Raw genomic sequence first — 23972 nt, 5'->3', positions numbered from 1 at the left:
CCGAGTTAGTGATCGTTTTGAAACCAACCTTCATTTTCATCATATCTGTGAGTGTTGCAGTCACTGCCGTTTCAGTTGTCGTTCGAGTGTTGAAGTCAGCATATTCGACGCTGGCGTTTTGAATAAACTTCGCACTTGGTGAAAACTGCCATTCAAACGCACCAGATAAACGACCGACTAAACCAGATTCTGTTTCACCGTCTTGTGTTTCACCTCGTGAATAACCCGGACCGATATTGACGTCTAAGTTCATGTTTTCTTTCGCGATTGGTCTAAAGCTATAACCAGCTGCAATGGTTGTGTACTTGGCATAAGCACCAAATTCATCGTCTGTGTAGCTACCAAAAATAAACATCGCTGATGTATCAGAAAGCTTGTAGTCACCTTGGGCCGTCAATGTATAACGGTCGTCAGTTTCTTGGGTGACGGTCTGGCCGTTTTCATTTTCGACTTCGTTTTCTTTTTTTAAGAAATCGAGTGTGTACTTGTTTTTCCACTGGAACAGGTCCTGTTCGACAGTCAGGTTACCGTAGTAAGAAGAAGACTCTGTGTTACCCGTTGTAACTAAAACACCGACCTCTGCACTGATGTCGAGAGCGTCGTCCTCAGGTGCAGGTTCGTTTGCAAACGTGTTAAATGACAGAGACGAGAGAAGCGCTGCCGTTAATAATGACAAAGATACATTAGTTTTCATATACACCCCGAGTGTTGTTGTGATTGTAAGTTCTTATGGACTTTTAATAATAAAGTTTAGTTATAGATGCTAAGCGTCAACTTTTAAAGGTTTATGACAAAAAGTATTTATTTATCATGAAATAACCACCGAGCTTACAGGCACAAACTTGCTGTATGCTTGCTCGAGGCTTTTAATTAAATACTCATAACAAGTGTCAGCGATGTTTCTGTTGATAACTTTTCAAGGTCGGCTTCTACTTGCGTATCGTGCGTCGCTTTAAAACCGACTTTCATTTGCATAGAGCCACTGATTTGAGTAGTGAATGCCGACTCAGCAATGGTACGCGTGTTGAACCCCGCAGTCTCTATCGAAACATTTTGCATGAAGCGAGCATAATCAGTGATCTTCCAATTAAACGCGGCAGAGCCACGAATGATCATACCTTGCTCGCTTTCACCCTCAGAGGTTAAGCCTTTGGCATAACCTGGACCGACGTTTAGATCTAAAACCATGCGTTCTTGATTCACAGCTCTAAAGCTATAACCCGCAACAACGGTAGAATATTCGACATAAGAAGCAAATCGGTCATCGGTGTGACTAATGAAGCCAAAAACGGCGTCTGTTTCGGTGACTTCGTAATCGGATTGTGCGGTAAATATGTATTGCTCTGCAGTGGTTTTTAGCATCTCTGCTTGTTGTTCTTCTACATAAACTTCGTCTTTTTTATACAACGCATGGAAGTTGTACTTAAAACGCCACTTCTGATATTCGTGGCTCGCATCTAGTTTGGCGATAAACGAGCTTGATTCTGTATTACCCGACGTCAACAAAATGCCTAGTTCTGCGGACATTTCCCATACTTTATCTTTAAATAATGGCTCAAGCTCAAAGTCTTCAAAGTTTTCTAAGTCATTCGCATTTGCATGACTAGGTAAAAATAGTAGTGATGAAAGAAAAAGAGTAGGTAAAACAAAGTGTTTCATTGAGCGCAAAAACCTATTTTTAAGTTAGTTGGAAATTAAATAGCGGCAAATGTTAATTTTTAACGTCCAATGTCATAAAAAAGTCGTATTTTTAGAGTGTCTACTTTACACAAGCGATCCGCTGAAAACCAGCCAAAATGTCTGTTTTTCCTTCATCGTAAGTATAAATCAGGTTGTACTTAGACAGGGATTAAAGGAAAATGCCGACCGGCATCTTCCCATCTTATTTTTGTATTTTTTAGAGACTTTATGGCAACTTCAACTCAACACAAACACGACGTAATTATTATCGGAGCTGGCGCTGCTGGACTTATGTGTGCGGCACAAGCAGGTTACCGTGGTCGTGATGTCTTGGTGCTTGATCACGCCAAACAAGCCGGCAAAAAAATACTGATCTCCGGTGGTGGCCGATGCAACTTCACCAATATGGACGTCGAGCCGAGTAACTACCTTTGTACCAATCCGCACTTCGTAAAATCGGCACTGTCCCGTTATACCCAATGGGACTTTTTGGGTTTGATCGCTAAATACAATGTGGCTTATCACGAACGCGATTTTGGTCAGTTATTCTGTGATGACAGCGCCAAAGAAATTGTCCGAATTTTGATGTCCGAATGTGACGCGGCTAATGCGAAGGTTCGACTTCGAACGGAAATCAACTCGATAGAGACAGTCAAAAACGAGCAAGGCGAAGTAAGCGGTTATATTGTCAAAACGGCCAGCCACACTTATCAATGTCAGAGCCTTGTTATCGCAACTGGTGGATTGTCCATGCCCAAGCTAGGCGCGACGCCGTTTGGCTATCAAGTCGCTGAGCAGTTCGGAATCGATGTTCTACCGACCCGTGCGGGTTTAGTGCCTGTGACTTTACACCAAGAACAAAAAGAAGCACTAGCAGAGCTTTCAGGTGTGAGTCTACCTGTACGTATCGAAGCAAAAGACGGCACTGTCTTTGCCGCCGACATGTTGATTACCCACCGAGGCTTATCTGGCCCATCGATTTTACAAATCTCTAACTATTGGCAGCCTGGTGAAGCCATGAGTATCGACTTGTTACCTAACCTGGACTTGGCAGAAGAGCTAGAGAGCATTAGACAGTCGAATCCAAACCAAAGCCTCAAAAACACCCTCTCAACGTGGTTGCCAAAACGACTTGTCGAGCTATTAATGACAATGGAAAACCTCGTCGACAAGCCGATTAAACAGCTTCAACACAAAGACATCGATAACGTGGTTTCAACCCTTCACAGCTGGCAAATGAAACCGAACGGAACTGAAGGTTACCGTACGGCCGAAGTCACTTTGGGTGGCGTCGATACCAATGCCATTTCATCCAAAACCATGATGTGCAAAAACATCAATGGCCTTTATTTTGTTGGCGAAGTTCTCGATGTTACAGGCTGGCTCGGTGGCTATAACTTTCAGTGGGCGTGGGCTAGTGGTTGGGCGGCAGGGCAGGTTTGTTGATTGGTCAAAATCCACTTTCGTTTTGGATCAGATTAGGCATAATAACGAACTTTTATTAGCCAATTTCTAAACAAGGAAGTGACATGACACAATTAAAAAAAGTAGCCGGCATTTTAGTCGGCTCTTTATTAGGCACAGCAATTATAGCTCCAACGTTTGTTGGGATGAATCTCGAAGCTCAAGTTAAACAACAAGTTGAGCAACTTAACAATCAACTTGGCTATTCGGCAGAAGTCGTTGAATATAGAAATGTTTGGTTTGACTCATCAGCCGTTATCGAGCTGACATTTGATATGGACGCCGCAAACAGTGTGACAAATGCTGACGGCGATGTGTCTGGTTTAGGTGCGATATCAACTCAAGTGACGTTAACAGCTGAACACGGCCCAATTTTATTAGATGATGGTCTTAGTTTTGGCTGGTTAAGCTTGCAAGCGGCGGTTGATGGTAAAGCTATTTCTGATCATATTGATGTGGTCAACAACCAACCCATTTATCAGCTACACAACATTACCTCATTAATTGGAAACCACTCTTTTAGCGACAAAATTAACGCGTTTTCTTTTGATTGCTCTAGTTGTTCTCACCCGCTTGAATTTACGGTTGCCGAATATAACGGATATGGCAGTGTGTCCGGTGAACACATTGAATATGAAGGCGCAGGCGGTGATATGTTGTTCAATACACAACAAGGTGAATTGGCAGTTTCGGGATTGGATATGACGTTTACTGGTGAAGTTCCGGTTACTGAGTTGTTCAAAATGGGCATTTATGATTCTGATGTGAAAATGGCGATAAAGGACATCATCTTTACCCGCAATACAGGTGAAGTCGCACTACAAATGAAAGGCTTAGATCTTAAAACGCAAACCGCAATGAATGAAGAGACTGGCTTGGCCGATATGACTGTAGCTTATTCATTGAATACCTATATCGACGGCCAAAATGATGGCTCTGACTTTGACTTAGAAGTACAGTTTAATCAGATTGATAGTGATTTTTTTGCCGCTTACGATGATTACCTTAAAAATACAGCTAAGGTGTTAGAGTCGATTCAGTTAGGTAAATCAGATGCGTCTGAGTTAAAGGTACTAGAAAAAGCCTTCTTAGATACCCACGTTCTAGCCTTATTAAAAGCCGAACCAAAAATGTCAGTCACCAAACTTAATGGTACTTTTGCAGAAGGCAGCTTTAACGGAGAACTTAACTCTCAATTTGTTGGTGTCGAAACAATGCCAGCAGAGATTAATGACAAGCAGTTTTGGGTATCACACGCGGCTGCCGACGCTAAGTTTGTAAGTGACAAAGCATTATTCCAACATTGGGCATCGCTTGTCGTAGCATCTCAAATTAGAGCCAATCCGCAAGCTCGTGACTTGCCACCTGAACAGATTGTTCAAATTGCCAAAGAGCAATCCGGTGTGGTGGTTGGCTCTTTATTACAACAAGGTTTGATCACCGAGCAAGATTCTCACTACGTAGCTTTGGTTTCTCTTAAAGATCTTCAGTTAAAAATAAACGATAAGCCAATGCCATTGCCGATTTAATGGCTTAGCCTGCCAATAGAGTCATACAGAGCCCTTCAGTTAAACTTGAAGGGCTTTTTATTTTAAAATAAATGATCCTAATTTAATGAAATTTCGTTGATTTTTACTATTCTTTTGTCATTGCGTACAACAAAGAACTCAGATACTGTCGACGATACTTAAGTAGTAAAAATGGCAGTAAAGTCATTGATTTGGAGAAAAATAAATATGCTTGATTCAACCATGGGCTTGGTTATTGTGGGTTTGTTGTCGATCGGGTGTCAATTTTTGGCGCATCGCGTCAAACTACCAGCTATCTTGTTTCTCCTTGTTGTCGGAATAATTATTGGGCCAGTAACTGGTGTACTCAATGCGGACAATATCTTTGGAGACCTTCTCTTTCCTGTTGTGTCGCTATCAGTGGCAATCATTCTTTTTGAAGGAGCATTAACGCTTAAGCTCTCGGATATAAGTGGCCATGGTGCCATGGTTCGAAATTTATGTAGCGTTGGTGTCTTAGTGACCTGGCTGGTGGCTATGCCGCTGGCTTATTTTAGTTTGGACATTTCACTGGCCTTGGCTGCACTCTTTGCCGCCATTATTACCGTAACAGGGCCAACCGTAATCGTACCGATGCTCAGGTCAGTAAGACCTAATGGCAATGTATCTAATATTTTAAGATGGGAAGGGATCATAATTGACCCAATTGGGGCTTTGTTTGCTGTCCTGGTCTTCGAATTTGTCCTTACTCAACACAATGCACTCGAGCACACTTTATTTGCATTTGGTAAAACGATTAGTGCAGGTTTAATCTTTGGTGCTGCATTCGGTTATTTTATGGGCCTAGCAATACGTCACAATGTCTTCCCTCATTACCTAAAGAACACCGCCGTTCTGACTATAATGTTGGGCTCTTATGCCGCGTCTAATGCACTTGCTCATGAGTCTGGCTTACTAACAGTGACAGTTGCCGGCATCATGTTGGCCAATATGAAAAACGTTGATGTCGATGACGTACTAGAATTTAAAGAAACACTGAGTGTACTGCTGATTTCCGGTTTGTTTATTTTGTTGGCGACACGTATCGACTTTAATGCAATTCAGCAAGTTGGAATGGGGGCAATCATAGTTATTTTGGGAGTCATGTTTGTTGCTCGACCTTTATCTGTTTATATCTCATCAATCGGTACAGACCTAAAAAGCAAAGAGCTACAGCTGATTAGTTGGATTGCGCCAAGAGGCATCGTTGCAGCTGCGGTCTCGGCTCTCTTTTCTATTAAATTAGAAGAGCAAGGGTTTGAAGGTGCCGAGTTGCTGGTCCCGATGGTTTTCTTAGTAATCATTTCGACGGTCGTTATACAGAGCTTAACGGCAACCAAAGTGGCGGAATATCTGGGTATTAGAGATCCAGAACCTCGGGGTTTCTTAATGTTTGGTGCAAATGACTTTTCAAAGGCACTGGCGCTCGAACTGAAGAACAACGAAGTTGAAAGCATTATCGCTGACACGAACTGGGACGCGATTAAAAAAGCCCGGATGGAAAACATCCGCACCTATTTTGGTAACCCTATATCTGACCATGCCTCACGACATTTGGATTTAACGGGTATTGGTAATGTATTGGTACTGTCGCCTTATCGACAACTTAATCCAATGGTGATGACGCATTTTGAACATGAGCTGGGTCCAGAAGCGGCGATTTTGGGTTTAACCACCAATGAAAACGCTAAACACCAAAGTCATCAAATAAGTGAAGAGTTTGCTAAGAAAATGGGCCTCTTTTCTGAGCAAGCGACTTATGGTTATTTGATCAGCGCAATGAAAAAAGGCGCAATAATCAAAACGACCGCAATCAGCGAAGAGTTTACCTTTAAAGATTATTTATCTGAATATGACGATAACTTGCTGCCGTTGCTTAGTATCAGCGATAAAAAGGTGGTGACCTTTACCTCAGGTAATAAAGTAGAGCCAAAAGCAGGCTGGAAAATCGTGAGTTTGATTCTTCCACAAGAGAAGCAGGGGCAGGTGCCTGATTAGTGACAGGGTAGTCTCAATTTAGATTAATTTGTTCAGACAAAAACTGAGTGTTGGACGCTCATCTCTATTAAGTTTCGAACACGTTAGTTAATCATTAAAAAACGAGAACCAAAGTGGTTCTCGTTTTTCGTTTATAACCTTTTCAGTGAGATAGCGCTTTGAAATCTTTTAGTAAGATAATTCTTTTCGCAGGGTTATTTTGCAAATTCAATTAGCTTATCCAGTTGAGTTAGCCTGTCTCATGAGGTTAACGTGCTCAACTTATTGACGTTACAAAACGTTAATTGTGACCTTAATATTATTTCTTGTTGCATTTGAATATGGGCAAACCTGGTGGGCTTTGTCGACTAACGCCTGTGCTTCTGCTTTATCCATGTCGCCAAGAGAGACATTTAATTCTGCTTCAATCCCAAAACCATTTTCGATTGGTCCAATTGAGACGCTAGCGTCGATATAAGTTTCTTCAGGAATCGACTTTTTGTCACTACTTGCCACAGCCTTTAATGCGCCAATAAAACAGGCAGAATAGCCTGCTGCGAATAGTTGCTCAGGATTAGTACCTTCGCCGTCATTTCCTCCTAACGCTTTTGGTGCACTTAACTTTACTTCTAATTTACCGTCATCAGATTTAGCTGCGCCGCCGTCGCGACCACCTGAGGTATGAGTATTAGCAGTGTATAAGACTTTTTGTAGTTCGTTCATATCTACTCCCTTTGTGTTTTGACCAACATTGGTCGGGTATTACAACACTAGCAGACTACGGAAAAGTTACTCAGTCAGTTCATAAAACAACCAAAATTAATTGAGCTAATCCAATTGTCAAAAATATTTAAATGATAACCATTCTTATTAAGATTTACAGGTGGCCTTTATGAATATATGATAATGAGAATGATTATCAATAAGGAAAATAAATGAACGCTTTTCAACATCACACGGCCATCGCATTCGCGGTAATCTCAGCTTTAGGTACTTCAACTAATGCATTTGCAAATCAGCTTAATGACGACACTTCTCAAAAGAAGCAAAACATTGAAACTATCGAAGTGAAGGGTAGTTATATTGAGGGTTATAGTGCTGATGATGTGAATGGAGCGTCACGCCTAGACCTTAAAATGGTCGAAATTCCTCAGTCAGTCTCGGTAATTAGTTCGGCTCAACTCAAAGATTTTCAACTGAACGATATTAATTCTGCATTAGATACGGCGACAGGTGTGCGAGTAGAACGAATTGAAACGGATCGTACGTATTACACTGCGCGTGGTTTTGATATTACCAACTTTCAAATAGACGGTATTGGTTTACCACTTATTTCAGGCAATAACCATGCAGATGAAGATACGGCTATCTTCCAACGAATCGAGGTCATTCGCGGTGCTAATGGCTTAATGACAGGCGTGGGAAATCCTTCCGCGACTGTTAATTTTATCCGCAAGCGTCCAACTGCGCAGCGAGAAATTGGTCTTAACTTTACGGCCGGTTCGTGGGACAAAACTCGAATTGAAGCTGATTTTTCTACGCCAATTAACGACGATGTTGCTTTTAGAGTGGTTGCTGTAAAACAAAAGAATGACTCCTATTTAGACCGTTATAAACAGGATAAGACAGTTGCATATGGTTTCGTAGAAGTAAACGTGTCAGAAGATACCCAGTTATCATTTAGTCACACGATCAATGACAATGACTCGACCGGGAATAACTGGGGCGCGAATCCTTTATTTTATACAGACGGTACGGCTACTGATTATGATGTAGGTACTAACACCTCTGCGAACTGGTCATATTGGGATGTACAAAGAAATAATACCGTTGTTGAGTTAACTCATTTTATCAATCAGAACTGGGATTTACGTGCGACTTACTCACGTAAAGAAACCGATGAAGACTCTCACCTTTTTTATGTTTATGGTACGCCCGATCGTTCAACCGAACTTGGCCTAATGGGCTATGCGAGTGAATATGACCATGACGATGAGCACAATCTTATAGATGTATATACAAGAGGTTTGTTCCAAGCATTTGGTCGAGACCACCAAGTCGTTTTTGGTCTAAGTCACGCTGACATGACCTACGATGATGTCTCATTATATGACTATTCAACACCTTATGGCTTTCCGGTAATGCCAGCACTGCCAACGTGGGTTGGTAATACGCCAAAACCAACTTTTCTTGACGGCTTAACAGGTGCCGAAATTGAAACAACGCAGAAAGCGGCTTACTTCACGGCTCGGTTAAACCTTGCTGATGGGCTACACACAATTGTTGGTGGTCGTTTTAACGACTGGGATGTAAAAGGACAAAGTTATGGTGTCGTTCAAGACCGTGGTGATAGCGTTTTCATTCCTTATCTTGGTGCAGTATATCAAGCAACAGAGTCGATTTCGGCGTACGCAAGTTATACCGAAACCTTCTTGTCTCAAACTGAGCAAGATATCAATGACAACATATTAGACCCAATCACAGGTCGCAGTAGTGAAATTGGTGCCAAAGCCGAATTGTTTGACGGTTTATTAGTTGCATCTGTTGCCTACTTTAATGTTAAGCAAACCAACGTTGCGAAACTCGATCCGAGCACGGCTGCACTAGCACCGGACGCACAAAGATACATAGGTACTGATGGTATCAACAGCAAGGGTTATGAATTAGAGCTTGCTGGTCAAATTGGCGATGGCACTCAAATTAGTTTTGGTATTACTGACTTTAAAATCGAGTCTGATGATGCCGCCGATCAATTAGTTGCAGACTATACACCGGATCAACTTATTAAGTTGGCGCTTACTCACAATGTGACCTATATCGACGGACTAACACTGGGTGCAAGTGCCAATTATCAAAGTGACATAAGTCGCGTTCAAGGGCAGTTGCCGACAGGTGCAATGATCGTGACTGAGCAAGAAGCTTATACCCTGGTTAATTTGATGGCGAAATATCAGATAAACGAGACGGTAAGTTTGTCATTAAATGCCAACAATGTGACCGATGAAAAGTACCTAAATAGTTTGTATTGGGCACAAGGTTATTACGGTGCGCCAGCAAATTATTCGGCCAGTCTGTCACTGTCATTTTAACGGTTAGTTCTAAACCTTACTCAAACAAAAACGCACCGAGGCGAATATGGTCTCGGTGCGTTTTTCTTGTATTCACATTTAACTGATAAGCAAAAAACGAGCAAATAAGATGAGAAAAAAGATTCATAAATGGCATTCGGTGTCAGCCCTTATTGCCATGATACCTTTATTTATCATTTCGATTACTGGAAGTATTTTGGTTTTCAAAGTCGAGTTAGATAATTTATTGATGCCAGAAAAAACCATCGTCGCTCTGGCACAAACCCCATCAGAGCAAGTAAAAACTGAAGCGACGTCGAGTCAACTTGAAACTGTGAAGCCAACTCGATTATCTATCGATACATTAATAGCTAATGTTAACCAAGCCCATCCAAATTATGTCGTAGGAAGCTGGGAGTTATTTGATGATGGCCACAGAGCGGATACTGCCTACCTCATCGAAAAAGGCACTGACGAGTGGCACAAATTATATATCGATCAATACTCAGGTGAGGTTTTAGCGCCGCCTGTGGGTGTCACACATTATTTAACTGACTGGTTACTAGATTTACATTACAAGTTGTTATTAAACACGTGGGGCGCGACGGTTGGTGCGGTCGTGGCTATATTATTTTTGTTTCTAGGGGGTTCAGGCATCTATTTGTATAGACACTTTTGGAAGCACTTTTTCACATTAAGGATTGATAAAGCCAGGCGAATTCTCTTTGCTGACATTCACAAAATGATCGGGATTATTAGTTCTCCTATTATTCTTATATTGGCATTTACAGGCGGCTACTGGAATATTTCTGAAGTCTTACATGAAGTGACAGAGCATGCGTTTGAAGAGCATTATCTAATTGAGTCACCGTTGCACAATACAGAATTGTCGCTTCAGACTTTGTTGGACAATCAAAACGATCACATCAGTGACTTCAAAGCGACTTACATGGTTTTACCATATGAACCTGAGATGCCGATTACCTTTTACGGTGAAGTGAATAGCGCCAATCCATTGCATAGCGAGTACGCGAGCACGCTTACTTACGATGCTCAATCAGGGAACATTTTACACATTGGCGATGTCCGTTCTAACCCAACATTACACGTCGTTGTTGATAGTTTTAGAAAGCTACACTTTGGCTACTTTGGGGGACTTACCACAAAGATTATCTGGTGTGTGATAGGTCTTAGCCCTTTGATTTTGGGCATTACTGGTTTGTACTTGTATCTAGTGAGGACACGTCGGGTAAAAGGCTGATAAAAAAAGGGCAGTGGCTTTAATTCAGCACTGCCCTTTGTTCAATTTAAGTCCAACGGAGACATGGTGTTTGACTTAATTATCGAACAGAAGATTGTTTAACTTGTTCAAGGTGTTCAAGTACTTCGGTAATTTCCGCGCTGATCATTGAACGAGACTCAGCAGTATCGTCCATCGTTCCGGCGATAACCGCAGCAGTAGCAGGATGAACTAGCAAGTCTTTGGCGTGATAACACTTAACATCGTTCATCGGTGGTAACTTTCCATCTGCGTGGTAGTCCGCTTCGATTTGCTCAAGTGAAAGGTTCAACATAACGTCTACTGAGTTCATCGCGACAGAAAGGTACGCTTCACATTCTTGGTTGTGTGCAATAAATTTAGGCAGTAATTCAGTGGAAAGTTGAGTGAGAGATTGTGATTTTTGTTTAAGGTCTGAAAACGAAGCACTGTCATGACTGGTTTTGATTTCTGTTGCGATCGTTTCGTATTTTTTCCACAGGTCTGTGCTTTGAGCAGATGAGGAAGACTGAGCAAGTTGAGAAACCGAAGCTTCAAACGCTTCTTTTGTTGTCGTATCAAGATGGTTATTAGCTTGGTCAGAACAGGCTGCTATAGCGAGTGCGATTAAAGAGCCAGCGAGTGCGGTATGAATTTTTAATGTCATGAGGATTCCTACTAAGAATATCGAATACCAACACCTTAATAGGAATGATTCTCATTTGCAATGTAAAAGTTAAATTAAATCAGTTTGAAGCTAATTAATCTTCTCTTGTTGATCCCAAAAAGACTTGAGACGGATCTACCAAAAATCGACTACCCAAACCTTCACGACCAAGGAGCATTAAGTAACTCATGTCACGACGGTCAGTTAAGGTGATTTCTATCTCCCATTCACATTTGCCTAATGAAATAGGGGTTTTGATCACGTAACGTTGTTCTGAAACACCGTTAGAAGACTTAATCTTTCGCATATCGTGAATTAACGCTTTGCATGTGACTATTTTACTGACGTTGTGGAAGTCTGGGTGAATATCAAATTGCACCGCAGGACGACCATTCATCGAGCACTTTTGTATGTTATCTACATGCAGGGACGACGTCTTGGCACCAGTATCTACGCGTACTTCCATTTCGTTAATAGCGAGGGCCGGCAGGCCGCAAATTTCTAAGTTTCCGATAATTGTTTTGTCGTTCATTAATTTAAGCCACCTGAAAGCTCGGGTAATAGTTGTTCTTGTACGGTTTCGATTTGTTCCACTATTTCTTCATCATCCTCAGTGAAAAATGCAATGTGGAACATGGCTTCGCCTTCTTGAACTAAAGGTATGTTTTGCATGCCGATAACGATGCCGTTTTTATCCGCCGTTACCGAGCTAAATATCTCGCCATAAGGACTACCGATTTCAGCTAATACTTCGCCTTTTTCAACACTATCGCCCAACGTCACTTTGTTATTGACGATGCCTGATGAATTCGCTCGGTACCATTTACTGCTATTTGCGACAGCACAAACTGGCTTTTTGTGGTGTGAGCGACGCAACATACCAAAGTGACGTAAAATATTACTCAATCCCTTTACACCGGCTCGGATTGAAAACTCATCAAAACGCAGTGCTTCACCCGCTTCGTACAACAAAATTTTGGTTTCGCTGTTAGAGGCCGCTTCACGAAGTGATCCTTCTAATATTTCAGAGTTAAGAACCACGGGCACTCCAAACATTTGTGCCAGTTCATTGGTTTCTTCATCCTTTAAGTTGGCGCGTATTTGCGGTAAGTTTGAGCGATGAATGGCACCTGTGTGTAAATCGATACCGTAATCACACTTGTTGACGATTTCAGTCATAAATTTGTTTGCAACTCGAGACGCCAATGAACCTTTTGGCGAACCGGGGAAGCTGCGGTTTAAATCGCGGCGATCTGGCATATATCGGCTTTGGTTAACCACGCCGTATACATTCACCATTGGTACCGCAATCAAAGTACCTCGCAACAGCTTGAACTTCGGATTTGAGATAAAACGTCGAATGATCTCGATACCGTTAAGTTCGTCACCATGAATCGCAGCACTGATAAATACCGTTGGACCTGGCTTTTTAGCACGGAAAATTTGAACTGGAATGGTCACTTCTGCATCTGTGTATAACTTAGCAACGGGTAGATCTAGTTTTATATTGGTACCGGGTAAAATTTCATTACCGTCAATGACCAAAGATTCGTGTTTCATTAGCCTCGGCCTTTTGTTCGGTTAGAGCTTGTTTTGCTATTTTTAACAATAAACTCGATGACCATGCTCGCTACGTCTTTTCCAGTAGCGGTTTCAATACCTTCTAGACCCGGAGAAGAGTTGACTTCCATTACCATAGGGCCATTTGACGATTGCAAAATATCGACACCACAAAAATTAAGTCCCATTACCTTAGCTGCATTCACTGCTGTTGCTCTTTCTTCTTTGCTGAGTTTTACTAGCGTTGCGCTACCACCACGGTGAAGGTTAGACCTAAATTCACCCTCTGCACCTTGGCGCTTCATCGCCGCGACGACTTTTCCGCCTACAACCAAACAACGAATATCCGCGCCACCGGCTTCTTTAACGAACTCCTGTACCAAGATATCTGCGTCTAGGCCCATAAAGGCTTCGACAATGGCTTCAGCCGTTTTATTGGTTTCTGCGAGTACCACACCAATACCTTGAGTACCTTCTAGCAGCTTAATGACAACCGGTGCACCACCGACGTTTTTGATCAAATCTTTGATTTTATCTGGACGATTGGCAAAGCCCGTTCTTGGCAGGCCAATGCCTTTACGCGAAAGTAGCTGCAAAGAACGCAATTTGTCTCGACTGCGACTGATCGCCACTGATTCATTAATAGAAAAAGTGTCCATCATTTCAAACTGTCTAACGACAGCGGTGCCATAAAAAGTAATTGAAGCTCCAATACGCGGAATAACCGCATCGTATTTGGGCAATTCTTTACCTTGATAACGAACCGTAGGTCGGCTCGACGTGATATCCATATAACAATGCAATGTGTCGATAACATCAACTTGATGACCCATTGCTTCACCCGCTTCTACTAATCGACGTGTAGAGTACAGGTTTTTGTTACGAGATAAGATGGCGATTTTCATTAGTGGCCTTAGTAATTCCAAAAGTAATAAAAAGTATTTTGTTTATAAGGGTTTATCCTTTTTCAAAGCGTAGATTAAAAGCCCCAAAAACAGAAAGTTTTTTTTCATTTTTTGAGCAGTTTTTTTTAATTTTAAATATTAAAAATGGATAAAAAAAAGCCAGTCACTTACTATTAACAAAAGTCGTTGCAAACATAGGTATAAAAACGAGTATCCTATATATAGCAACATTCATTTTTTGATCTAATAGCAATGGGTAAAAAGGAGCTTATCTTGGTCGGTCGATTATTCACAATTGCAGTTTTTTGTGGTCTGTTAGGATTTCCAGTAGCAGCGCTGGAGGCCTTGTCTTTAAAGGCTGAACCGCATGCCAAACAAGCTCACCGAGTGGGCCAGCTCGCCTTTTTTAAAACATATCAAGTCTCGTTCAAGTCATCCGGTAAAATCACTCAGCTTAACATCGAAGAAGGCCAGGGGTTCTCGAAAGGTGAAGTGTTGGCCAAGGTTGATACTGATGATTTGTCTTCTGAACTCAATCAACTCATTGCTGAAAAAGCATTTGTGAATAAAGAGATTGAGCGCCTCAAAAAACTGAAAAAAGTGGACGCCGTTTCTCAAAGTGAATTGGACAGACAGAAAAGTCGTTCGTCACAACTTCGTGCACAAATCATTCGTACACGTGAGTTTTTGGATGCCGCTCACATTGTCGCTAACTTCGATGGGGTGGTTATCGCTCGTTATGTCGATGGCGGCGAGTTTGTATCAGCAGGCCAACCCGTTCTGGAAGTCGCCCCATTAACCGAAAATTTTGTTGTGGAGGTGGCTGTTCAAGATAGGCTGCTGGCATTTTTGAATGTCGGCCAACAAGTGGTATTAAAGAATAATGAGTCAGGCGCAGATTTAATTGGTGAGGTTAAAACACTGGCTCAAGTTCCAGACCGAGAAACAGGCCTTTTCATTGTCAAAATTGCCATTACAGATAATCCAGAAGTAAGAGTGGGTGCGCTATACGACGTCACACTGACACAGAATATGGCAATGGTTTTGGCCGTTCCGGTAGAGTACGCTCAACTAGATTTTAATAATACTGCGATTTTGAGAGTCGTGGATGACAAAACTGGACAGGCAAAAGCTAAACGCTTTGAAGTTATAGACCATGACTATGACACGATTTATGTAAATGCGGACAATGCAACAACATTAAAGATCGTTAAGCCAAACTAATCGAAATTAAACTCTAGTAATTGTTTGTAGGTAAGGAATCCAATGTTACTGAATATCAACCGATATCTTGGAAGTAACGTCCGCTTATTGGGACTGATCATCGCGATGGTGATCATGTTGGGCGGTACATCATTAATGACCATGCCCAAAGCGGAAGACCCGCAATTTTATTTACCTATCAGTGTCGTTGAAGTGATTGCCCCAGGGATGTCCCCAGCATTACTCGAAACACAAGTTGTAGCACCAATCGAAGAATCCTTGGGACTGGTTGAAGACATCAAAACGATTGAAACCAAAATTAGACACGGCGCTGTAAACTTAACCGTTCGTTTTATCCATGGCACCTCTGCCGATGGAGGATTTGATGAGGTAGTTCGAGCGGTAAGTCGTGTACAAGGTAGCTTTTCAGATGATGTTCAAAAGATTCTCTATTTCAAAGCCTCACCCATCACCGTAAACATTTTACAGCTGGCTATTTCGCATCCGGAAAATGACTGGCAAACGATTCAGCGCACTGCCAAAAAGCTAAAAAATGAACTGCAAGCTTTGCCTAATATTCAACGGGCGCAGGTGTGGGGACTACCTGAATTAGTTGTTGAGGTTGCTATTGATCCCAACAAATTAATTAAACACAAACTCAACATTGAACAAGTGCACCAAGCAATTGCTGCTCGTGGGCAAGCCACTCATGCTGGCTTTATCGATGAGCAACAAGTCAGATTTACCATTAACCTATCCGGTGAATACCAATCTGTAGAAGAGTTACAAAACACCGTCATCAAAACCAGTGGTACAGCACAAGTCTTGGTTCAAGATGTCGCTGATGTGGCCATTGCCTTTAACAAGCCAGATAACTTGGCGTTTGTAAGTGACCAACCCGTTGTTTATGTCACTGCGCAACAGCGTATGGGCTCCAATATATACAAGCTGGGCGAACAAACTCGTGCGGTCGTAAAGGCGTTCGAAAAGACTCACCCAGAAGTCCAGGTAACGACCGTCGTTGCGCAAGAAGATTCAGTTCGCTTCAGAATAAATGGCTTCTTAGGTGACTTGGCAAGTGGTTTAGTCCTCATCTTAGTGTGTTTGTTTTTCTTTATGGGCTTCAAACAGTCGTTATGGGTATCTTTGGCTTTACCTCTAACTATATTTGCTACTTTGACGCTGATGAACATGATGGGATTTGTGTTGCAGCAAATGACGATTGCAGGTCTGATCGTTTCCCTCGGCCTATTGGTTGATAACTCACTTGTTGTGGTCGAGCAATTTGTAAAAGTGAAAGATCAGGTGGCGTCACGTACCGAAGCAGTGCAACGAGTTATTAAGGAAGTCGGCATGCCGTTAGTCGCAGGCACACTGACGACGGTCTTCGCTTTTTTACCATTGTTATTACTTTCCAGTGATACCGGTGACTTCATGCGAGCCTTACCTGTTTCTGTCTCAATAGCCTTAGTTGTTTCACTCGTTGTGGCCTTGATTGTATTGCCTGTTTTGATGGGGGTTTTTGGAGTTTCTGATGAATCATCATGGTCGTTATCTCATCATTTGAATAGTTTTGCTAATGGACCGTTTTCTCGATTTCTAGAGCGTGTTTTAAGTAAACCAGCGTTAGTTCTCGTTGTTTTTACCATCGTCGTTGTCGGTTGCGCCAGTTTGATGTCGCAAGTCGGTGTGAGCTTATTTCCCAAAGCAGAAAAGAACACCTTGGTTGTTAACTTAGAAACGCCGGTGCAGTCTTCAATGGATAATACCAAGAGTGCAGCGATGACGCTGACAAAAGAGCTTGAGCAGTTTGATGGTGTCATTAAAGTTGTGAGCACTGTGGGAGCGACCAGCCCGCAAATCTATTATAACCATGTCCCAGAGCGAGGCCGAACCAACTTTGCACAGTTATTACTTATCACCGAAGAATACGATAAAGATCAAGTGCGGTCGCTTATTCAAAAAGTACGAGCAAAGTATGAGTCATCGGCTTTGGGTAAGATCAACATCTTTGAATTCCAACAAGGCCCTGTTACCGACCGACCCATCACGTTTAGGATCATTGGAGATGACTTAACACAAGTCGCACAGCGAGCGATGGAGTTGCAGCGCTTCATGGAGTCACAAGAGTACGTGTTTGATGTTCGCAATATTTCTGCGGAATCGGGCCTTGCATACGACATTAAAATTAATGAAATAAAAGCGCAGCAAAAAGGGATAGATTTGGCGAGTGCCGAGCGTCAAATTCGTCTTATGATTGATGGAGCTCCGGCGGCAACCATAAATGATAGATTTGGCCAAGGGTTTAATGTTTTGGTTAAAGGAGCTCAAAAAAGCGCGCTCGATTTAGACCAAATGTACATCAAAAATTCTCTGGGTCACTCTATCCCAGTAGCGTCTTTTGCAGATGTTCAGGTTACTCGTTTACAGCCTGCATTTTATCATTATCAACGAAACCGCATGAACCGAGTGTCAGCTGATGTTATGGCGCCAGGAAATGTAGCTGAAATAACCTCTGATATTGATGCCTTTTTACAAACTCTGAGTTGGGATAATGGCCTTAGTTACAAAATCGGTGGCGAAGAAGAAGCGAGGAAACAGAGCTTTGGCGGGCTTTCAGAAATTATGATCATTGTTGTGGTCGGCATTTTTGTATTGCTGTTTGTGCAGTTTAATAGTTTTGCTCAGCCACTGGTCATTATTAGTTTATTGCCTATCGCGTTTGCAGGGGCCGTGGTTGGTATGTTTGTCACTGGACTTAGCTTTTCAATGATGGCGTTTATTGGACTTATCAGCTTAATCGGCATAATGGTGAATGATGCGATTATTGTTGTCGACGGCTTTAACAAAGGCCGAGTACACTTATTGGATAAACAAAAGGCAATGGTGAAGTCGGCGGCGAGTCGTTTCACACCGGTGATTTTGACGTCATTAACAACGATTGTTGGTTTATTACCATTAACATTGTTTGGTGGTGGCTTGTGGATGCCAATGGGTACAGTAATTATTACTGGCCTGTTATTCACTACATTAGCGTCGTTGATTTGGGTACCGGCATTCACATTATTGGTGACACGAAAACACATTACTAACCCGTCAGAGCAGACGGAATAACAAATTTATCTGGTATTAACCATTAAGGTCTATGGTAAGATTAGGCCTAAAGCATGTGTAACAAATGGAGTTCATAAGGAATGTACGAAGCCTATTTTGGATTAAGCCGCAAACCGTTTCAACTTACCCCAGATCCTGAGGTGTTTTTTGCCAGTACAGGCCATCAAAAAGCGCTATCGTATTTGCAGTATGGACTCAGTCAAGGCGAAGGCTTTATTGTTATTACCGGTAACGTTGGTACAGGTAAAACGACCATCGCTAATCACCTGATTTCTCAATTAGAAGAAGAAAACATCGTTGCACGACAGTTAGTGACACCAAACCTTTCTCCTGACGATCTGATTGTTGCTATCACCAAGTTGTTCCGACTCCACCCTCAAGGTGATACCAAAGCCGCACACATAGCAGAGCTTACCGACTACATGCGTCGCCTTAATGCACTAGGTCGCCGGATGCTATTGATTATTGATGAGGCACAAAACTTACCAGTAGAGTCTATTGAAGAGCTCCGTATGTTGTCGAATATTCAAGTCGATGGTAAATCAATTATTCAAAGTTTCTTGTTGGGTCAAACGGAGCTAGAAGGGGTGTTAAGTGCACCCGTGATGGAACAGTTTAGGCAACGAGTCATAGCCTCTGCGAGTTTGACTCCGCTATCTGAAGAAGAGCTCTATAATTACATCAATTACCGCATGCAAAAAGCTGGTTGGCAAGACGAGCCTCTTTTCACCAAAGATTCTGTTGCTGCCATTCACAAGTTTACTACGGGTATTCCTCGAAAAATAAACACGTTTTTAGATCGTGTTTTGCTGTTCTCGTTTATGGAAGAAAAACGCTCAATTGATGTCGAAGTGATCAATGACGTCATTCAAGAGGTGTCGTCAGAGTTAAACCATCAGATGGATGGTGACGGGCTTTCTTCAAGAACGGGTGGTATGCCACGTTCAACACCCGCGTCTCGTAACTTTGTTGACCGCGACCTAATGGCAGGCAGCGCAGCACAAGACGCTGAAATGGCTGAAATAGATTCAGCCATTATGGGCAGTGGTTTAGGTGGAGCATTAGATACGACTAAGATTGAGACGCTGTTAGAATCATTGTTAGCAATGAACCGACGCTCGGTAATTTTACAAAGCCAGATCTTAAAAGAGTTGAGATTTCAGAACGAATCTTTGAGAGAAAACCAGTCTGTTGCAGCACAAACAACGGATAACCTAGGCTCTTCATCAGCGACACAGTCAGGCTCTCCGTCGGGAACGCAGCCAGAAGCACCGACAGAGACTCAAACTGAAAATGAGTTGGCGAGTAATGCCACCGGACAAACCACAAGCAACTTGGCTTCAAACGGCTGATATCACATAGCTCATATTTAAAAGAGGCCGATGTTAAAAATATTTGACATCGGTTTTTTTATAACCAATACTCATGTTAAATATTTTTAACAAAGGGTGTGTTATGTCATTTCATGAAAAATCAGCTTGGTTAATGTCTATTATCTTAACCGTTTGTGGACTATCTTACTTTCAAAAGGTTTACAGCTTCTCGCTCGCGGCAGGTGAGCTAATCGGCCCTTCATTGCCATTATTATCTAGGTTTACAATTGGTATCGTCGTAGCGGCGATCATAGGTCACATCATTATTGCGGTTACTTCACCAAAAGAAGCAGAACAAGAACCTGATGAACGTGAAAAATCAATTTTTGACAAGGCCGGTAATCTGTCTGGTTATGTACTCGGGTTTGGTGCGATCACTGGCGTGTTACATTTCGCCATGCAAGGTAATGGTAACGTTCTGTTCTATATCGTTTTTGGTAGCCTGTTAGCAAGCCAGATTTGTGAATACATTTTGCAAATCATGTATTATCGCGGCCGAATCTAAAGCGCCATTTTGATAAAAATGAAAATCAACAAAAAGTGAAAAAGCTAATGGCTAAGCTATTACCAATTGCAAATAACGTCCGAGAGCTTCGAGAGCAACATGGTTTGACTCAAGGCGAGCTGGGTGAAAAGGTCAAGGTGACGAGACAAACCGTGGCGGCCATAGAACAACGGCGCTATTCGCCGTCACTTGAAACTGCGTTTCGAATTGCCGATGTGTTTGGCACCGGCATCGAAAAGGTTTTTTATTGGGAAAGCCAAGATTAACTTGGCTTAATATCCGTTAAGTTGTATTTCTCGATCAATGAATAAAGCGTTGGTCGAGTCACACCCAACAGCTCTGCGGTTCGAGACATATTGTGTTTTGATTGAGCAAACGCCGTGCGAATCGCATCACTTTCTGCTCTTTCTCGTACGGCTTTTAGGTTCAGATCGGAGACTTCATCGGCGTTTTCTTGATAATCAAAAAAGCCAAGATCTTCAGCCGTTATCATGCTGTTGTCAGAGATGATTACAGCAGACTTGAGTTTGTTTTGTAATTCACGAATGTTACCTGACCACGGATGCGCCATGAGTGCCTGGATAGCGGTCTCGGTAAAACCTCGAACATTTTGCGCAAACTCTTGATTAAAGGTATTTAAGAAGTGCTTGGCGAGCACGACAACATCACCGCTTCGGTCTCTAAGTGGCGGTATTTCTATCGTCACTTCACCAATACGGAAATACAAATCTTCACGAAACTCTTCTTTTTTAGCCATGTCTGGTAAGTCACGGTGGGTTGCACAAATGACTCTGACATTGACGGGAATTTCGGCTCTACCACCGACACGTTCAATCACTCGTTCCTGTAAAAAACGCAGCATTTTTGCTTGTAAATTAAGTGGCATATCTCCGATTTCATCTAGGAATAAAGTACCGCCATTAGCGAATTCGACTTTACCCTTAGTGGTCTTGTTTGCGCCCGTAAACGCGCCTTTTTCGTAACCAAACAACTCACTTTCTAATAAGTTATCTGGAATAGATGCACAGTTAATGGCAACAAACGGGCCGTTTGCACGTGGACTCGCTTCGTGGATAGCTTTGGCAAAAACTTCTTTACCCGTGCCGCTTTCACCGAGTAATAATGTAGTGATATCGGCTTTGGCGATACGCTCAGCTAGCTTACAGGCTTTTTGAATGTTCGGACTGGTGCCTATGATGCCACCAAACGGGTTACCTGCATGTTGAAGTTGGCGAACTTCGTCTTCTAAATTCGTTAAATGAAAAGCGCGAGCAACAATAATTGCTAAGGTTTCCATCTCAATTGGCTTTTGATAAAAGTCATACGCGCCAAGCTCGATAGCTTTTAATGCGTTGGTGTTATCGGAGTTTCCAGTGACGACAATAACCTTGGTATTAGGTGCAAGGGACATGATTTCGGAAAGAATCGCCAAACCCTCAGAGGCATTGGCTGGGTCAGGTGGTAAACCAAGATCAAGTGTCACTACTTTAGGCTCGTGTCGACGAAGTTGAGAAATAGCCTTTTGGCGGTCTTCCGCAAATAATAACTCGTAGCCAGGCAAGCCCCATTTTAGTTGTTTTTGGATGCCTAAATCATCTTCGACTATCAATAACTTTTCCACATTGCTTCCTTTTACTTTAAAGGCAGAGTCATAATAAAGGTGCTTCCCACACCAGGTTCACTGTCTACGGTCAACAAACCTTCATTTTCCTGAGCGAAGATCTTGGCCTCATAGACACCGACTCCCATCCCTGCGTTGCCTTTTGTGGTTTCAAATGGTTTGAATAACAAATTATCAATGAATTCTTGGGTCATGCCAATCCCTGTATCAGAAATAATTATTTTTACATGTGAACCGTCGGCGTCCACATTAAGTTTGATGAGCACAGAACCCGAATCATCCGTCGCCTGTTGAGCATTATCAATTAGGTGACCAATGACTGAGCCAAAGCGTTCTTTATCTAAAGATAATGACACATCTTTATTTGCCGGAATGAATTGAGGCTTCGGTAACTTGTTGGCGTAATTCTCAACGACTTCCGTCAATGTTTGATTTAGTCCAAGTAACGAGCTTTCGCTGCGCTGTTGCTGTTTTTCTTGAAGCTGCAATAACATTTTATCCATGCGCTCTTTTGTATGTGCCAAGGTCTCAAACGTATCGTCAATGAACTCTGGGTTATCGCGATATTTTTCACCGTTCGAAACAATCATCCCGATTTGGGCGATGACGTTTTTAAGATCATGAACAACAAATGCAGACATTCGGTTGAAGGCCGCAAACTTGGCGTTTTCTTCCAGTCTTTCGCGCGTCTCGCCCGAGCGAATGAAGCTCGCAACTTGAGAGGAGACTGCGGTTAGATAATCTCTGACTTCCCAGTTTACCGAGACACGGTCAGAGCCTTCACTTGATAGTAAAAACAAGCCATGGAGCTGATTATTGATAAATATAGGAAGTAAAATTTCAACACCACAAGCCTTAAGCTCGCTAACGTTACACGTATTAAAATCCGCCTGATATTCTTCTTTATCAAAGTCTGGTAGGTCTACAATCCAGTGTGTTTTCTCAATAGACGTGACAATACAATCGAGTTCGAGTTTTGCTTCATGGGTTAATTTAAATACATCGGGTGTCGCAGGCTCAAAGTGATTGAGCTGTTTGCGTAAATAAAGTCCTTTTTGATAATACAAAGACTGACTAACCCCTTTTAATCCAGTGAGATAAAAGTCCTCGTTGGCGTCGTGTTTATCCAAAGTTTGAGTTAAGTTCAGCCATTCTTCACGGTAATCAAATTGGTTTGCGTAAAAGTGCTTTTGGATGAATGTCTTAAAGTACTTTCGAAGGGAGTCAGAAATAAAAATATAAGCGAGTGCAACGAGTGCACCAGCGATAAACACGATTTGTAAAATGCCAGACCAGCTTTGTCCGGTTTGTTGAATGTAATAGCCGGTAAGTGCCATTACCATTAAATAACCACCAGAGAAAACTAACAGTGAGCTTTGTAAGACAACGTCGCGAGAGATAAATACTTGCAAATCCCATGACGCAACTCGTTTCATACTTAGGAGTATAAATGGGGCGAGCATAGCGTAAATGTATGGTCGAGAAGCAAGGTAGTTCACATCTATTGCATTGAGAAGTAAAGAATTAGACATCATGATCAGATGGAAAATATTTACCATCGCTAAGCCAAGCACTAACGGCTTATAAGCCCATTTCTCCTTACCTGATGAGCGGTAAACTTGTTCTATTAATATCAGCTGAATGATACTGCCTGCCAAACTCGCACCAATCATAAACTGCATTTTGTATTCACTGCCAATAAACGGCGCGATAACCGCAAAGTTAAAAATCAACAATACAAAAAGGATGGTAAGTACAAACTTACTTTTAATAAACCGACCTACATCAACTTTTTGTGAGTCCAAAATAGTCAAAAGGAGTAAAGTCCAAGCACCAAGCTGAAGGGATTCGAGAACAGGTGACAAGATAAAATGAGGCTCTGAAGCAAAGAGCCAATTGACGGAATAACCCAAGGTCCAAACGATCATCACCACAAAAGTGATAATAAACATCGATTTGACGATACCGGTTGCTCGACTGCTAAAAACCAACCCTGCGTTAACAAGATAGCCAATTAAACAAGCCAATAA

Annotated in this window: 19 protein-coding genes; 10 read left to right on the top strand and 9 right to left on the bottom strand. The window is 42.2% G+C overall.

All coding sequences use genetic code 11. The features are described 5' to 3' along the window. Both AC4E96_RS11335 and AC4E96_RS11330 read right to left on the bottom strand, forming a co-directional pair. Window positions 1-694, bottom strand: a 694-nt coding sequence (locus tag AC4E96_RS11335) for a DUF481 domain-containing protein (RefSeq protein WP_490255896.1), incomplete at its 3' end; no start/stop codon positions are given. A gap of 176 nt (window positions 695-870) precedes the next feature. Next, on the bottom strand, window positions 871-1659 hold the full coding sequence (locus AC4E96_RS11330) for a DUF481 domain-containing protein (RefSeq protein WP_490255895.1): 789 nt from the start codon (window positions 1657-1659) through the stop codon (window positions 871-873). Between the two features lie 249 nt (window positions 1660-1908). Here AC4E96_RS11330 and AC4E96_RS11325 point away from each other — a divergent pair, with 249 nt between their 5' ends. From AC4E96_RS11325 to AC4E96_RS11315, 3 genes are all read left to right on the top strand, one after another. Further along, entirely contained in the window at window positions 1909-3126 is a 1218-nt protein-coding gene (locus AC4E96_RS11325) for a BaiN/RdsA family NAD(P)/FAD-dependent oxidoreductase (RefSeq protein WP_488033652.1), read from the top strand. Between the two features lie 83 nt (window positions 3127-3209). After that, on the top strand, window positions 3210-4673 hold the full coding sequence (locus tag AC4E96_RS11320) for a YdgA family protein (protein ID WP_490255894.1): 1464 nt from the start codon (window positions 3210-3212) through the stop codon (window positions 4671-4673). Window positions 4674-4880: 207 nt separating this feature from the next. Beyond that, window positions 4881-6689, top strand: coding sequence for a cation:proton antiporter (locus tag AC4E96_RS11315; RefSeq protein ID WP_488033654.1), 1809 nt, complete (start codon window positions 4881-4883; stop codon window positions 6687-6689). A 270-nt stretch (window positions 6690-6959) separates the two neighbouring features. Here AC4E96_RS11315 and AC4E96_RS11310 read toward each other — a convergent pair whose 3' ends face one another. Further along, the gene (locus AC4E96_RS11310; protein WP_490255893.1) at window positions 6960-7391 is read right to left on the bottom strand and encodes an organic hydroperoxide resistance protein; all 432 of its coding nucleotides are present in this window, start codon (window positions 7389-7391) and stop codon (window positions 6960-6962) included. 212 nt (window positions 7392-7603) lie between these two features. Between AC4E96_RS11310 and AC4E96_RS11305 the strand changes: the two genes are divergently transcribed. Both AC4E96_RS11305 and AC4E96_RS11300 read left to right on the top strand, forming a co-directional pair. Further along, the gene (locus AC4E96_RS11305; RefSeq protein WP_490255892.1) at window positions 7604-9757 is read left to right on the top strand and encodes a TonB-dependent siderophore receptor; all 2154 of its coding nucleotides are present in this window, start codon (window positions 7604-7606) and stop codon (window positions 9755-9757) included. A 109-nt stretch (window positions 9758-9866) separates the two neighbouring features. Further along, window positions 9867-10997: a PepSY-associated TM helix domain-containing protein gene (locus AC4E96_RS11300; RefSeq protein ID WP_490255891.1), complete on the top strand. Its 1131-nt coding sequence runs from the start codon at window positions 9867-9869 to the stop codon at window positions 10995-10997. Between the two features lie 79 nt (window positions 10998-11076). Here AC4E96_RS11300 and AC4E96_RS11295 read toward each other — a convergent pair whose 3' ends face one another. The 4 genes from AC4E96_RS11295 to rimK all read right to left on the bottom strand — a co-directional run bounded on the left by AC4E96_RS11295 (window position 11077) and on the right by rimK (window position 14126). Further along, window positions 11077-11661, bottom strand: a complete 585-nt coding sequence (locus AC4E96_RS11295; protein WP_488033658.1) for a hypothetical protein — start codon at window positions 11659-11661, stop codon at window positions 11077-11079. A 94-nt stretch (window positions 11662-11755) separates the two neighbouring features. Continuing rightward, window positions 11756-12193: an ATP-dependent zinc protease family protein gene (locus tag AC4E96_RS11290; RefSeq protein ID WP_488033659.1), complete on the bottom strand. Its 438-nt coding sequence runs from the start codon at window positions 12191-12193 to the stop codon at window positions 11756-11758. Continuing rightward, window positions 12193-13221, bottom strand: coding sequence for a succinylglutamate desuccinylase/aspartoacylase family protein (locus AC4E96_RS11285; protein ID WP_490255890.1), 1029 nt, complete (start codon window positions 13219-13221; stop codon window positions 12193-12195). The genes AC4E96_RS11290 and AC4E96_RS11285 overlap by 1 nt, the downstream gene beginning before the upstream one ends. Continuing rightward, complete coding sequence (rimK, locus tag AC4E96_RS11280) at window positions 13221-14126, bottom strand: 30S ribosomal protein S6--L-glutamate ligase (RefSeq protein WP_488033661.1); 906 nt, start codon at window positions 14124-14126, stop codon at window positions 13221-13223. The genes AC4E96_RS11285 and rimK overlap by 1 nt, the downstream gene beginning before the upstream one ends. 273 nt (window positions 14127-14399) lie before the next feature. On the opposite strand from rimK, the gene AC4E96_RS11275 reads away from it, so the two are divergent. The 5 genes from AC4E96_RS11275 to AC4E96_RS11255 all read left to right on the top strand — a co-directional run bounded on the left by AC4E96_RS11275 (window position 14400) and on the right by AC4E96_RS11255 (window position 20587). Beyond that, complete coding sequence (locus tag AC4E96_RS11275; protein ID WP_490255889.1) at window positions 14400-15350, top strand: efflux RND transporter periplasmic adaptor subunit; 951 nt, start codon at window positions 14400-14402, stop codon at window positions 15348-15350. A gap of 42 nt (window positions 15351-15392) precedes the next feature. Further along, entirely contained in the window at window positions 15393-18443 is a 3051-nt protein-coding gene (locus tag AC4E96_RS11270) for an efflux RND transporter permease subunit (protein ID WP_490255888.1), read from the top strand. Between the two features lie 80 nt (window positions 18444-18523). Then, on the top strand, window positions 18524-19795 hold the full coding sequence (locus AC4E96_RS11265; protein WP_490255887.1) for an XrtA/PEP-CTERM system-associated ATPase: 1272 nt from the start codon (window positions 18524-18526) through the stop codon (window positions 19793-19795). Window positions 19796-19898: 103 nt separating this feature from the next. Further along, on the top strand, window positions 19899-20321 hold the full coding sequence (locus AC4E96_RS11260) for a hypothetical protein (RefSeq protein ID WP_490255886.1): 423 nt from the start codon (window positions 19899-19901) through the stop codon (window positions 20319-20321). Window positions 20322-20368: 47 nt separating this feature from the next. After that, window positions 20369-20587, top strand: a complete 219-nt coding sequence (locus AC4E96_RS11255) for a helix-turn-helix transcriptional regulator (RefSeq protein WP_490255885.1) — start codon at window positions 20369-20371, stop codon at window positions 20585-20587. On the opposite strand, the gene prsR is transcribed toward AC4E96_RS11255, so the two are convergent. Then, complete coding sequence (gene prsR / locus AC4E96_RS11250) at window positions 20584-21942, bottom strand: PEP-CTERM-box response regulator transcription factor (protein ID WP_490255884.1); 1359 nt, start codon at window positions 21940-21942, stop codon at window positions 20584-20586. The genes AC4E96_RS11255 and prsR overlap by 4 nt on opposite strands. A gap of 11 nt (window positions 21943-21953) precedes the next feature. Continuing rightward, window positions 21954-23972: XrtA/PEP-CTERM system histidine kinase PrsK (gene prsK / locus AC4E96_RS11245; RefSeq protein ID WP_490255883.1), on the bottom strand; the 2019-nt coding region annotated here is incomplete at its 5' end.

The organism is Psychrosphaera sp. (genome assembly GCF_982872775.1).
This window is presented reverse-complemented; position numbering and strand designations above follow the sequence as displayed.

Bases quoted from the DNA above. Each gene is read 5' to 3' on its own strand.
- AC4E96_RS11305 (WP_490255892.1), top strand. From the start codon at position 7,604: ATGAACGCTTTTCAACATCACACGGCCATCGCATTCGCGGTAATCTCA.
- AC4E96_RS11325 (WP_488033652.1), top strand. From the start codon at position 1,909: ATGGCAACTTCAACTCAACACAAACACGACGTAATTATTATCGGAGCT.
- AC4E96_RS11265 (WP_490255887.1), top strand. From the start codon at position 18,524: ATGTACGAAGCCTATTTTGGATTAAGCCGCAAACCGTTTCAACTTACC.
- AC4E96_RS11295 (WP_488033658.1), bottom strand. From the start codon at position 11,661: ATGACATTAAAAATTCATACCGCACTCGCTGGCTCTTTAATCGCACTC.
- AC4E96_RS11310 (WP_490255893.1), bottom strand. From the start codon at position 7,391: ATGAACGAACTACAAAAAGTCTTATACACTGCTAATACTCATACCTCA.
- AC4E96_RS11300 (WP_490255891.1), top strand. From the start codon at position 9,867: ATGAGAAAAAAGATTCATAAATGGCATTCGGTGTCAGCCCTTATTGCC.
- AC4E96_RS11315 (WP_488033654.1), top strand. From the start codon at position 4,881: ATGCTTGATTCAACCATGGGCTTGGTTATTGTGGGTTTGTTGTCGATC.
- AC4E96_RS11255 (WP_490255885.1), top strand. From the start codon at position 20,369: ATGGCTAAGCTATTACCAATTGCAAATAACGTCCGAGAGCTTCGAGAG.
- AC4E96_RS11260 (WP_490255886.1), top strand. From the start codon at position 19,899: ATGTCATTTCATGAAAAATCAGCTTGGTTAATGTCTATTATCTTAACC.
- AC4E96_RS11290 (WP_488033659.1), bottom strand. From the start codon at position 12,193: ATGAACGACAAAACAATTATCGGAAACTTAGAAATTTGCGGCCTGCCG.
- rimK (WP_488033661.1), bottom strand. From the start codon at position 14,126: ATGAAAATCGCCATCTTATCTCGTAACAAAAACCTGTACTCTACACGT.
- AC4E96_RS11270 (WP_490255888.1), top strand. From the start codon at position 15,393: ATGTTACTGAATATCAACCGATATCTTGGAAGTAACGTCCGCTTATTG.
- AC4E96_RS11330 (WP_490255895.1), bottom strand. From the start codon at position 1,659: ATGAAACACTTTGTTTTACCTACTCTTTTTCTTTCATCACTACTATTT.
- AC4E96_RS11320 (WP_490255894.1), top strand. From the start codon at position 3,210: ATGACACAATTAAAAAAAGTAGCCGGCATTTTAGTCGGCTCTTTATTA.
- AC4E96_RS11285 (WP_490255890.1), bottom strand. From the start codon at position 13,221: ATGAAACACGAATCTTTGGTCATTGACGGTAATGAAATTTTACCCGGT.